Consider the following 12,664-nt stretch of genomic DNA (forward strand, 5'->3'; position numbering starts at 1 on the left):
TAATCTAATTAAATGAAAAAAACCGTGCAGTAATAGGTGCACGGTTTACTCAGTGTACTCATTAACGAGTATTTTGGAAGCTCTTTTGTAGCCGTTATGCAGAAACCGCTACAACGTCCAATAATTCTGCCAAACTGTCAGCGACAAAATCTGGATTTGATGCAGAGATAGACTCACCGTGGTTGTAACCATAAGTCAGACCAAATGAGGCACAGCCTGCATTCTTTGCCGCGAGAATGTCGTTCTTCGAGTCGCCGACCATCAACATTTCACTTGGTTGGATTTGGTGTTTTTCCATCAGCCAGTTCAGTGCTACTGGGTTTGGTTTTTTCTCTGGAAATGCATCGCCACCTAGCACATCAACAAAGTATTTTGCGATGTCGTGCTTTTCTAAAACATCAGGCACAAACTTCGAAGGCTTGTTGGTTACCAATGCCATAACAAAACCGGCTTTGTGTAACTCTTCCAGTGTCTCTTTTACCGTCGGGTAAAGGTGGCTTAATTTGTGACCGCTTTGATCATAGTAGTCATCAAACAGTACACGCGCTTTTGCACGAAGCTCTTCACTCAACTCTGGGTTGATGGTCAGGCTTTGGCTTAGTGAGCGTCCAATCAGCACGTCTGCGCCGTTACCAACATAGTCACGAACCTGCTCTTCTGAAACAGAAGGAAAACCAAGAGCTTGAACGGCTTGGTCTGCCGCAACCGCTAGATCCGGCACGCTATCAAGCAAAGTACCGTCTAGGTCAAAGGCAATGAATTTAATGTCTTGTTGAGTCATAACTTCCCTGAAGATTTTTATTTATAAATCGGTGAAAACGACAAAGGATGGCACCCCATCCTTTGTTTTTATCATTGTGTCTGACTTTGTAGTAACTATTTGTTTATTAGAAATTTATTTAGCAATTACTTTGCAGCAATACGCTGACGAACCGCTTCAAACAAACAAATGCCAGATGCCACAGATACGTTCAAGCTTGAAACGCTACCTGCCATTGGGATCTTAATCAAATCATCACAGGTTTCGCGAGTCAGACGACGCATGCCGTCACCTTCTGCACCCATTACGATAGCAAGAGGACCCGTTAGTTTTGCTTGGTAAATATCGTGCGTCGCTTCGCCCGCCGTACCAACAAACCAGATGCCTTGCTCTTGCAGTGTACGCATAGTACGAGCCAAGTTGGTCACTCGGATCAATGGCACGACTTCTGCTGCACCACAAGCTACTTTGCTTACAGTTGCGTTCATCGGTGCAGAGCGATCTTTCGGTACGATGATCGCTGCTACGCCAGCTGCGTCGGCATTACGTAGACAAGCACCTAGGTTATGCGGATCCGTCACGCCATCCAACACCAATAGTAGCGGTGACTCATGCTGCGCGAGGATGCCATCGATGTCGTTTTCGTTCAGCTGTTTCGCTGGCTTCACGCGAGCGATGATGCCTTGGTGGTTTGCGCCACGCGCTTTGTCATCCAAGGTTTTACGCGTCATTTGCTGAATCGAAACACCACATACCTGAAGGTCATTTAAAATTGGCATTAGGCGATCGTCTTGACGACCTTTTAGTACAAATGCTTCGATAAAACGCTCTGGTTCGCGCTCCAATACCGCCTTCACTGCGTGAATGCCGTAGATAAATTCGTTACTCATTGTTTAACCTGTTGTTCTGGTCGTATTGCCTGCGCCAATCTACCCCTTTAAATCCAGACTAGATTGGCGATTCAGCCTACTCAGCGTCGCTCTTAGTACGCTTAGTCTTTCTCGGCTTACTGTGTGGCTTTTTCTTGCGTGCTTTCTTCGGCTTTTTAGCACCTTCAGTGTCACTGCGTTTTGCTCCATTTTTGCGAGGTTTTTCTGCTTCAGCAGATTCTGGTCGCTTGGTTGGTTCAATCGCAGGTATTGCACGAGTGCCGCCTTTGGTTGCCGCACGTTTTTTCTCTTTCGCTTTGCGTTTGGCATCCGCTGCGCGTTTCTTCGCAGTCTTACCTTTGCCGCGTAGCTTACGGCTTGTTTCGATTAATTCAAAGTCAATTTGCTTGTCATTTAAGTTAACCGCAAGCACTTTCACTTTTACCGCATCGCCTAGGCGATAGATGTTACCGAAGCTTTCGCCGATAAGTCTTTGACCAATAGGATCAAATTGGTAGTAGTCGTTCGCTAACGTTGAAATATGCACCAAACCATCGATATGCAGTTCCGTCAGACGAACAAAGAAACCAAAGCTGGTTACATTGGCAATAACACCATCCAGCTCGTCGCCAACATGGTCTTGCATGTATTCACACTTCAACCAATCTGCCACTTCACGAGTTGCGTCGTCTGCACGGCGCTCTGTCATCGAACATTGCTCACCGTAGAAGTCCATGTCGTCAAACGAGTAGTGGTAACCGCCAGTTGGTGTCCAACGATCTTGGTTGCGACCTTCTTCTTTAGCAATCAGGTACTTGATTGCGCGGTGCAGCAACAGGTCAGGGTAACGACGAATTGGCGACGTGAAGTGCGCGTAACGTTTCAGCGCTAGACCAAAGTGACCGGCATTGTCTGCGTTGTATACCGCTTGCTTCATTGAGCGCAGTAACATGGTTTGAATCAGTTCTTTGTCCTGACGTTCTGCGATTTGTTTTACCAAATCTGCATAATCGGTTGGTGATGGCTCTAAACCACCTTTCAGATCCAGACCTAGCTCACTGAGGAAATCACGGAACCCCTGCAGGCGCAGTTCACCCGGAGATTCGTGAACACGGTACAACGCTGGCTCTTTTGCTTTCTCAACGTAAGACGCTGAAGCGATGTTCGCTAAGATCATACATTCTTCGATGATCTTATGTGCGTCGTTACGAATTACCGGCTCGATGCTTTCAATCTTACGATCCGCATTGAAGATAAATTTAGCTTCAATGGTTTCGAATTCAATCGCACCACGGTTATCACGCGCTTCTTTAAGTACTTTGTACATCGCGTGCAGCTCTTCAAGGTGAGGAACGACAGCGTGATAACGCATGCGCAGCTCTTCATCCCCTTCTAGAATCGCACCCACTTTGTTGTAAGTCAGACGCGCATGCGAGTTCATCACAGCTTCGTAGTGTTTATAGCCTGATAGCTTACCGGTGTCAGAGATGGTCATCTCACATACCATGCACAAGCGATCAACCTGAGGGTTAAGTGAACACAAACCGTTTGATAGCACTTCAGGTAGCATTGGCACAACTTGCGATGGGAAGTATACCGAGTTACCACGGTTGATGGCTTCTTTGTCCAGCGCAGAGTCTGTACGCACGTAGTAACTTACGTCAGCAATTGCGACCCATAGGCGCCAACCGCCACTCTTTTTCTTCTCACAGTAAACAGCATCATCAAAGTCACGAGCGTCTTCGCCATCAATGGTTACTAGCGGCAAGTCACGTAGATCGACACGGCCTTCTTTTGCTTCTTCTGGAACTTCTTCGCCCAGATTTTCGATCTGTTTATCGACGGCTGCTGGCCAATCGTGTGGAATTTGGTGGGTACGGATTGCTATTTGCGTTTCCATGCCCGGCGCCATGTTCTCACCAAGAACTTCAACCACTTTACCCATCATGCCACGTGAGCGAGAGCCGCGATCAGTAATCTCAATAACGACCACGTTACCCATACGAGCACCTGCTTTGTGCTCATTTGGGATCAGAATATCTTGGCTGATGCGAGAGTCATCTGGCACAACGTATGAGTAGCCGTATTCAAGGAAGAAACGCCCCACGATCTGCGTGTTACGCTCTTCTAAAACACGAACAAGACGACCTTCACGACGACCACGCTTGCTATTGTCAGTTGGTTGCACCAACACGTAGTCACCGTGGATGATGTGCTTCATCTGGTGATGCGGCAGTACAATGTCATTATCCTTGCCGACACTGCCTTCTGGACGAACCCAACCATGACCATCTTTGTGACCAATTACGTAACCTTTCACCATCTCAAGTTTTTCTGGCAACGCGTAACACTGACGGCGCGTAAATACGAGCTGCCCATCACGCTCCATTGCGCGCAGTCGACGGCGTAAACCTTCGTAATGCTCTTCACCTTCAAGTTTTAGCGCTTCAAACAAATCATTGCGATTCATCGGTACGCCCGCTTCTTCTAGAAACTCAAGAATGAACTCTCGGCTTGGAATTGGATTTTCGTAATTTTTGGATTCACGATCTGCGAAAGGATCGTTTGGAATATTGTCTGACATAGGCACGCCTATCTAGCAAGGAAGGTATAGAGCTAGTATATCCGAGTCTCTCGATAAGCTACAGAAATTGCTTTAAAAAAGAGTGTCAGTGAGAAGATTTATAGAACGTTAAGAAGGCTAAGGACGGGTAAGTAAGATCAGCAGTTCAGAATTATCACTTAATAGCTCTTCAATCGTGCAACCATCTAATTCAGCCAAAAACGCCATTTTCGCTTTCGCTAGCTTTTCTTTTAGACGACATGCCGGCGTGATATGGCAAAATTCCACAGAGCAATTCACCAAATCTAATGGCTCTAAATCACGCACCACACCACCGACAGTGATTTCTTGCGGCGCTTTCATCAAACGAATACCACCATTTTTACCGCGCACCGTATGCACATAACCAAGCTGACCAAGACGGTTAATCACTTTCACCATATGGTTACGTGATACACCAAATAAATCAGTCACTTCGGTAATATTTGTCAGCTCATCTTTTGGCAATGAAGCCAAGTAAATCAAGGTTCTGAGCGCATAATCGGTAAAGCTAGTTAACTGCATGTTGCTATCCTCTGTAGTAGCAAAATTGTAATTCTTTTCTTGATCGAAAGATACATTTGAGATACAACTTTAAACATGCATTACAAATACAACTTTAAATAGGAAGCCATTATGCTCAGCAACCAAACCATTGATATCGTGAAAGCAACCGCACCACTTCTTGCTGAAACCGGTCCGAAGTTAACGGCACACTTTTACGATCGTATGTTCACCCATAACCCTGAGTTGAAAGATATTTTCAACATGAGTAATCAGCGTAATGGTGACCAACGTGAAGCTCTATTTAATGCAATCTGCGCTTACGCAACCAACATCGATAACCTACCAGCACTGCTTGGTGCAGTAGAAAAAATCGCCCATAAACACACCAGTTTTATGATCACCAAAGATCAGTACCAAATCGTTGGCACACATCTACTTGCGACGATCGACGAGTTGTTCTCTCCAGGTCAGGAAGTGATTGATGCATGGGCAGAAGCTTATGGCGTGCTGGCCAATGTATTTATTCAGCGTGAAGAGCAAATCTACCAAGAGAATGCAGCACTGCAAGGTGGCTGGCGTGGTCTGCGTGAATTTGAGTTGGTGGGCAAGCAGCTTGAGAGCGAAAACATCTGTAGCTTTGTTTTCAAACCAACCGATGGTGAAGTGGTTTCTGAGTACAAACCTGGTCAATACCTAGGTATCTACATCAACAGTGATAAGTTCGAAAACCAAGAGATTCGCCAATACAGCCTATCCTCTGCGGTTCAAGAGAACACTTACCGTATCTCGGTAAAACGTGAAGAAGGCGGTAAAGTATCGAACTTCCTTCACGATGAGTTGAGCATCGGCGATAAGGTGCAACTTGCAGCACCTGCGGGTGATTTCTTTATGGATGTGGACGCGGCTACACCGGTTGTTTTGGTATCAGCGGGCGTTGGTCTAACTCCGACTCTATCAATGCTTGAGAGCCTTTCTGAGCACCAAGCACCAGTCACATGGGTACATGCTACAGAAAACGGTCAACAACACGCATTCAAACAGCACGTAAACCAGCTCGTAAATGCTAAAGAGAACATGAACTCGTTGATTTGGTACAACCAACCAACAGCAGAAGACAAGATTGGTGAAGACTTCCACTTCACCGGTTTCGTCAACTTAACTGAAATTGAAGCAGCCCTTAAGCAAGACAACGTACAAGTCTACTTCTGTGGTCCTGTTGGCTTTATGCAGCACGTCGCGAAACAATTACTTGAGCTTGGCGTAGCGCAAGATCAGTTCCATTACGAGTGCTTTGGTCCACACAAAGTCGTTTAATCGCCTGCAATTACGCTTCGGGAAAAACAACAAAGCCCACATGATGTGGGCTTTGTTGTATGTATTGGCAGAGCTTTATGAAGTTACTGGTGTTTTAAAAGTACACCTACCAGAAGGTGTCGCGGCGCTTAGCGCGCGCAATAATGTTTTGTGGCATGCGTTGCTCAAGACCGTTTCTCAGCATCGCAATACGTTTGTGCTTTCTTTGATCGGCAGTCACCGAATTATAAAGCCAACGGTAGGCATCTTCGTAATCCAAAGGGCTACCGTAATCACGCAGCAATAGCTCAGCAAGATGAATACGCGCATTTAAGTTGCCCATTGCCGCCGCTTCTCGCAGGTATGGGATTGCACGTTCTTTATCTTGTTGGACTAAAGTACCGCGAGAGTAATAGCGACCTAGCTGCTCTAGTGCAGCTGGCAAGCCTTGGTGGGCTGCGTTTTCCATGTAGTACAGACCGAGCTCTACGTCTTGCTCTACACATACGCCCCACGCCAACATATCGCCATAAAGGAATTCATAAGACGGCAAGTTAATGCGCGTCGCACGTGCCACGATATCTTCCACTAGCTGGCAGTTATCAGCGCGCACGCGTTCTAAGTGCTTATTCTGCTCAATAAGCTTAATAAGCTCTGCTTCGGTGTAGATGGGGACAGGCGCCCCTACATCGGCAACATCTGCCCAAGCCGATGTCGCACTCAGCATCAATAACAGTGAAGCAGCCACTGTTCGTAACTTCATAAATGTACTCTTTAAGGTATCTAAGAAACCAAAGATCAGCCAAGGATCTCCTCTGCTTGATAACCTTATCGGCAAAGGTCAGTTAAGCTTTAGGCAATTTTTGCCTCCTACTTAAGCTTAACGGCAAATATTTGCCACGGCGAGTCGCATTTTTCGGCAGTGAACCCAACTCACAGATACAAAAAAACCGGCTATAAAAGCCGGTTTTTATAATCTCTAACGAGTATCGATTAAGCTTCGAATGGGTGAACCTTAATGATAGTTTCGTTACGGTCAGGACCTGTAGAGATGATGTCTACTGGCACGCCAGTTAGCTCTTCGATACGCTTGATGTAATCTAGAGCAGCTTGTGGTAGCTCTTCGATTGATTTCGCACCGAATGTGTTCTCAGACCAACCTGGCATTGTTTCGTAGATAGGCGTTGCTTTTTCGAATGCTTCAGCAGCCATCGGAGAAACTTCTAGCGTAGAGCCATCTTCCATCTTGTAACCAGTACAGATTTTTAGCTCTTCTAGACCATCTAGTACGTCTAGTTTAGTTAGACAGAAACCAGATACAGAGTTGATTTGGATTGCACGACGCATAGCAACAGCATCGAACCAACCAGTACGGCGTAAACGACCTGTTGTCGCACCGAACTCATGACCAACTTCACCTAGGTGTTTACCTACTGGATCTTGCTTGTCTAGACCGTCGTATAGCTCAGTCGGGAATGGACCTGCACCAACGCGAGTACAGTAAGCTTTCGCGATACCAAGGATGTAACCGATGTGACGAGGACCGAAACCAGAACCTGCAGCAACACCACCAGCAGTCGTGTTAGAAGAAGTTACGTACGGGTAAGTACCGTGGTCGATATCAAGTAGAGTACCTTGTGCACCTTCGAACATGATCTTGTCGCCGCGCTTACGTGCTGCGTCTAGTTCGTCAGTTACGTCGATAACCATTGAAGTTAGTAGTTCAGCGTAGCCTTTCGCTTGCTCAAGTACTTCTTCGTAGCTTACTGGCTCAGCTTTGTAGAAGTTAACTAGTTGGAAGTTATGGAATTCCATTACTTCTTTTAGTTTCTCTGCAAAAGTAGCCATATCGAATAGGTCGCCAACGCGTAGACCGCGACGAGCAACTTTATCTTCGTATGCTGGACCGATACCACGACCCGTTGTACCGATAGCTTTTTTACCGCGAGCGATTTCGCGAGCTTGGTCCATTGCAACGTGGTAAGGAAGAATTAGAGGACATGCTTCAGAAATGAAAAGACGTTCGCGTACTGGAATGCCGCGCTCTTCAAGAGGTTTCATTTCTTTAATTAGAGCTTCAGGCGATAGTACAACACCGTTACCGATAACGCATTTTACGTTATCGCGAAGGATACCTGATGGAATTAAGTGAAGAACGGTTTTTTCACCGTCAATTACAAGTGTGTGACCTGCGTTGTGACCGCCTTGGTAGCGTACCACGTATTTTGCATCTTCAGTTAAAAGGTCTACGATTTTACCTTTACCTTCGTCACCCCATTGGGTGCCTAGAACGACTACGTTATTTCCCATCTTTCCAAGTCTGATTGCTAGTTAAAAATGGATTCTAGCACTGAATCACTCTTCTTGCAGTCATTTTTTGTTCACAGAGTTGATACTAGAATGCAAACTCGCCACCCCTGCTCATTTCGAAATCACTACATCGCTGATAATATTTACTTTTCAGAATTCAACTAGGAATCATGATGTCTGAGTCTATTTGGCTAGCGATAGGGCTAGTATTGATTGTTGAAGGTATTGGACCATTGGTCGCCCCAAATGGCTGGCGCAACATGGTGGCTCAGTTGAGTGAGCAGCCAGATAACCAATTACGTCGCATTGGTGGTTGCTTAGTGGTAGCAGGGGCTGTCATCGCTATCATGATGAGTTAATCACGCTTCTGACTCTATCTTGAATTTGTCTAGCAGATACCGTTAGAAACAAAAGATACAAAAAAGGCTCCATAACGGAGCCTTTTCAATTTGCGGTAACGCTTAGGTTATTTCGCTTCTGCGCCTTTCGCGTTGTTCATGTATTGGAAGAATTCACTCTTCGGATCCAGAACAAGGATGTCACTCTTAGAGCTGAACGATTTCTCGTAAGCCTTTAGAGAACGTAGGAAGCTGAAGAACTCAGGATCTTTGTTGTACGCATCTGCGTAGATCTTCGCTGCTTCTGCATCCGCTTCACCTCGCGTTACACGAGCTGTTTTGTCTGCTTCAGCAAGAATCGTTGCTACTTCAAGCTCAGCTTGTGCGCGGATTACTTCTGCTTTCTCACGACCTTGAGAACGGTGTTTACGAGCTACCGACTCACGCTCTGCGCGCATACGACGGTAGATAGATTCACTGATCTCATCTGGTAGGTTGATCTTCTTCATACGGAAGTCGACGATACGAACACCCAAGTCTTTCATTGCGCTGTCACGCGTGTCTTTCAACACTTCAGACATGATTAGGTCACGTTCGCCATCGATTTCTAATGCTTCACGAGCCGCCTCAGTGCTCACTTCATCACTGCTTGCGTCTTCTGGAAGTACGTCGTTATTACGTGGACCAGATACGATTTGCTTGATTTCACGAGAACCGATTTCTGCACGTAGAACGTCTGTTACTTTACGCTCAAGAAGCGCTTCAGCAGTCAGCGTGTTACCACCGCCAGTTGCTAGGTAGTAACGACCGAAATCCTCAATACGCCACTTCACGTAGGTATCGATGATTACGTCTTTTTTCTCAGATGTTACAAAACGGTCAGCACGACCATCCATTGTTTGGATACGCGCATCTAGTGTTTTCACGCGGTCAAACAAAGGCATTTTGAAATGCAGACCCGGCTCGTAAATACGAGTAATGTCGTTGTTGTCTTTCAAGACACGACCAAATCGAACCACAATACCGCGGTCGCCTTCAGGAATCACAAACAGTGACATCAGCATCAATGCCAGTGCGATGACCAGTACAGGGATCATTAACTTACGCATTCTTAGTATCTCCCTTGACGTGTACCAGTTGAACGAGACTGCGTGTTCGAAGTGTCTTCTTGCGAACGCTCAGATTCCAATTGGATGTGATCGTACGTTGAAGTCGATTTCGATTTACGTTTAGTGTCTGTTTGACCATCTTGACCAGCCAGTTTATCTATTGGAAGGTAAAGAAGGTTGCCGCTAGATTCAGAGTCAATCAACACTTTCGATGTGCTTGAGTAAACCTCTTCCATCGCGTCTAGGTACAGACGGTCACGAGTTACACCAGGTGCCGCTTGGTATTCAGGCAGTAGTTTTTCAAACTGAGCTACTTGACCAAGAGCTTCGTTGGTTACACGCTCGTTGTAACCTTGCGCTTCTTTCTTCAAACGCTCTGCACGACCTGTTGCTTTCGGCAAGATTTCGTTCTTGTAAGCTTCTGCTTCACGGATGAAACGCTCTTCATCCTCACGCGCAGCGATTGCATCATCAAACGCATCTTTAACTTGCTCTGGCGGACGCGCAGACTGGAAGTTCACATCAACAATCACGATACCCATATCGTAGCTATCGATGATTTGATTTAGCGTTTCTTGTGTCGTTTGACGGATTTGCTGACGACCACTTGTTAGGATGCTATCCATCAGTGAGTCACCAATTACCGCACGTAGCGCCGAATCTGTTGCTTGACGCAAGCTGTCGTCTGCATTGGTTACGCGGTATAGATATTTGTATGGGTCAGCAACACGGTATTGAACGTCCATTGCTACTGTTACTACGTTTTCATCTTTTGTCAGCATTAGACCAGATGCACGTAGCGAACGAATCGCTTGCACGTTAACCGCTTCGTATTCGTCGATAAAACGAGGACGCCAGTTCAGACCTGGGTCTACGATACGGTCGTATTTACCTAAACGCAGCACAACACCACGTTCTGCTTCACCGATGGTGTAAAAACCAGCGAAGAACCACACCGCAATCGCAATAACCGCAATTACGCCGAAGCCAATTGCGCCACCGCCACCGCCGATAGAAGAACCACCGCCGCCTTTTTTACCAAACTTGCCACCCAGCTTTTGACTCAGTTTGCTGAACACTTCATCTAAATCTGGCGGACCTTGATCTCGGCCACCAGGACGCTGGCCACCACGATTATTATTACCCCAAGGGTCATTATCGCGGCCATTGTTGCCGTTGTTATTTCCAGGCTCATTCCACGCCATTAGAAAGCTCCATCATTTGATATGACGTTATACTGTAGCAGTCCTTTAAGTGACTATAAAGTCGACTAAAACTGCCCCTTCTCTTTTTTCAAGTCTAGACCAATCTACCTGTTGCATTCGAATATCGATCAACAAGTTACCTTCCTGGTCATATTCCTCACGTTGAATACACTTCATTTGGAAGAATGTACTACGGAATCGTCCTTGATACTGTGGAGGAATTCGCAACTGATGCTCAACCATTTGCGACGCTAAACGCTCGGTCAGCGCGTCAAACAGAAGATCAATGCCTAATCCATCCATTGCAGAAACCCAGACCGCGCGAGGCACGCCTTCCTCATCTCGTTCTATACGTGGTTTCTGCTCTTCTAGATTGTCAATCTTGTTCATTACTACGAGCGTCGGCACTTCATGTGCATCGATCTCTTCTAAGACTTCATGAACAGCTTGAATATTCTCACGAAAACGCTCGTCACTGGCATCAACAACATGTAACAAAATGTCAGCTTCTTGCGTTTCCTGCAAGGTTGCTTTGAAGGCAGCAACCAAATCGTGAGGCAGGTGTCGGATAAAACCAACAGTATCTGCAAGTATTGCAGGTCCTACATCTGCTAACTCTATCTTACGTAAAGTTGGGTCAAGAGTAGCAAACAGTTGATCTGCCGCGTAAACGCCAGCTTCTGTAATACGGTTGAAGAGTGTCGACTTACCCGCGTTGGTGTAGCCCACGAGAGAAATGGTTGGTATTTCAGCTCGGTTTCGGGCACGGCGTCCTTGTTCACGCTGCTTGGCCACTTTTTCAAGTCGACGCAAGATAGCTTTGATTCTGTCACGCAATAAACGACGGTCGGTTTCTAACTGGGTTTCACCTGGACCACGTAGACCGATACCGCCTTTCTGCCTTTCAAGGTGCGTCCAACCGCGAATCAAACGAGTAGAAATATGGCGAAGTTGGGCTAGCTCAACTTGTAGCTTACCTTCGTGTGTTCGTGCTCGTTGAGCAAAGATATCGAGGATGAGACCGGTGCGGTCGAGAACTCGACATTTGCACAGTGCTTCGAGGTTACGTTCTTGGGCAGGAGAGAGGGAGTGATTAAAAATCACAATTTCAGCACCAGTTAATTGCACCGCAGTAGCAATTTCTTGTGCCTTACCCTCTCCGACATAGTATTTCGGGTGTGGGGATTGACGACTACCAGTCACAACTTGTAGCGTCTCTACCCCAGCGGAAGAAACCAGCATTTCGAATTCAGCTAGATCTTCCCATTCACCTTCTTGCGTGAAGTTGATATGAACAAGTACGGCTCGCTCACCGGATTCATAACGGTCAAACAAGCAATCAACTCCTTATTGTAAAAATACTAAATGAAGAATTAATCTTCAGATTTCTCTTGTGGACGATCACCTTGAGCACGATCACCGCTGTGGTGGCTTACTGGACGAGCCGGCACAACTGTAGAGATTGCGTGCTTGTACACCATTTGGTTAACAGTGTTCTTCAATAGGATCACGAATTGATCGAAAGATTCGATCTGACCTTGCAGTTTGATACCGTTCACAAGGTAGATAGATACCGGGATACGCTCACGACGTAGCGCATTTAGGAATGGGTCTTGTAGAGATTGCCCCTTAGCCATTTTATTTTCCTTATTTAATTTGTAGTTGTAATTA

At 46.2% G+C, this 12,664-nt stretch carries 12 protein-coding genes; 2 read left to right on the forward strand and 10 right to left on the reverse strand.

Annotation, left to right across the window (positions count from 1 at the left end):
- Window positions 1–94 precede the first annotated feature (94 nt).
- From J4N44_RS15430 to nsrR, 4 genes are all read right to left on the reverse strand, one after another.
- On the reverse strand, window positions 95–781 hold the full coding sequence (locus tag J4N44_RS15430) for a phosphoglycolate phosphatase (protein ID WP_005438341.1): 687 nt from the start codon (window positions 779–781) through the stop codon (window positions 95–97).
- A gap of 125 nt (window positions 782–906) precedes the next feature.
- Window positions 907–1,650: a 23S rRNA (guanosine(2251)-2'-O)-methyltransferase RlmB gene (gene rlmB, locus J4N44_RS15435; RefSeq protein WP_005451431.1), complete on the reverse strand. Its 744-nt coding sequence runs from the start codon at window positions 1,648–1,650 to the stop codon at window positions 907–909.
- A gap of 76 nt (window positions 1,651–1,726) precedes the next feature.
- Window positions 1,727–4,213: a ribonuclease R gene (gene rnr / locus J4N44_RS15440; protein WP_199479942.1), complete on the reverse strand. Its 2,487-nt coding sequence runs from the start codon at window positions 4,211–4,213 to the stop codon at window positions 1,727–1,729.
- A gap of 117 nt (window positions 4,214–4,330) precedes the next feature.
- A complete protein-coding gene (nsrR, locus tag J4N44_RS15445) occupies window positions 4,331–4,756 on the reverse strand; it encodes a nitric oxide-sensing transcriptional repressor NsrR (RefSeq protein WP_005451426.1) in 426 nt (141 codons plus the stop codon).
- A 111-nt stretch (window positions 4,757–4,867) separates the two neighbouring features.
- Here nsrR and hmpA point away from each other — a divergent pair, with 111 nt between their 5' ends.
- On the forward strand, window positions 4,868–6,052 hold the full coding sequence (hmpA, locus tag J4N44_RS15450; RefSeq protein WP_045485608.1) for an NO-inducible flavohemoprotein: 1,185 nt from the start codon (window positions 4,868–4,870) through the stop codon (window positions 6,050–6,052).
- A 106-nt stretch (window positions 6,053–6,158) separates the two neighbouring features.
- Here the strand turns inward: hmpA and motX are convergent, their stop codons facing one another.
- Together motX and J4N44_RS15460 are read right to left on the reverse strand one after the other, a co-directional pair.
- Window positions 6,159–6,794: a flagellar protein MotX gene (motX, locus tag J4N44_RS15455; RefSeq protein WP_005451422.1), complete on the reverse strand. Its 636-nt coding sequence runs from the start codon at window positions 6,792–6,794 to the stop codon at window positions 6,159–6,161.
- 230 nt (window positions 6,795–7,024) lie between these two features.
- Window positions 7,025–8,341: an adenylosuccinate synthase gene (locus tag J4N44_RS15460; protein ID WP_005451418.1), complete on the reverse strand. Its 1,317-nt coding sequence runs from the start codon at window positions 8,339–8,341 to the stop codon at window positions 7,025–7,027.
- A gap of 173 nt (window positions 8,342–8,514) precedes the next feature.
- Between J4N44_RS15460 and J4N44_RS15465 the strand changes: the two genes are divergently transcribed.
- Complete coding sequence (locus J4N44_RS15465) at window positions 8,515–8,700, forward strand: DUF2065 domain-containing protein (protein WP_005451416.1); 186 nt, start codon at window positions 8,515–8,517, stop codon at window positions 8,698–8,700.
- A gap of 107 nt (window positions 8,701–8,807) precedes the next feature.
- On the opposite strand, the gene hflC is transcribed toward J4N44_RS15465, so the two are convergent.
- From hflC to hfq, 4 genes are read right to left on the reverse strand one after another with little or no spacing between them, the layout of a single operon-like run.
- Entirely contained in the window at window positions 8,808–9,788 is a 981-nt protein-coding gene (hflC, locus tag J4N44_RS15470) for a protease modulator HflC (protein WP_005438334.1), read from the reverse strand.
- 2 nt (window positions 9,789–9,790) lie between these two features.
- Window positions 9,791–10,993, reverse strand: coding sequence for an FtsH protease activity modulator HflK (hflK, locus tag J4N44_RS15475; protein WP_005451415.1), 1,203 nt, complete (start codon window positions 10,991–10,993; stop codon window positions 9,791–9,793).
- Window positions 10,994–11,038: 45 nt separating this feature from the next.
- Window positions 11,039–12,328, reverse strand: a complete 1,290-nt coding sequence (hflX, locus tag J4N44_RS15480; RefSeq protein ID WP_005451407.1) for a ribosome rescue GTPase HflX — start codon at window positions 12,326–12,328, stop codon at window positions 11,039–11,041.
- 38 nt (window positions 12,329–12,366) lie between these two features.
- A complete protein-coding gene (gene hfq / locus J4N44_RS15485) occupies window positions 12,367–12,630 on the reverse strand; it encodes an RNA chaperone Hfq (protein ID WP_005451405.1) in 264 nt (87 codons plus the stop codon).
- Between the last annotated feature and the right edge of the window lie 34 nt (window positions 12,631–12,664).

Source organism: Vibrio sp. SCSIO 43155 (genome assembly GCF_023716605.1).
GTDB classification, from domain to species: domain Bacteria; phylum Pseudomonadota; class Gammaproteobacteria; order Enterobacterales; family Vibrionaceae; genus Vibrio; species Vibrio harveyi.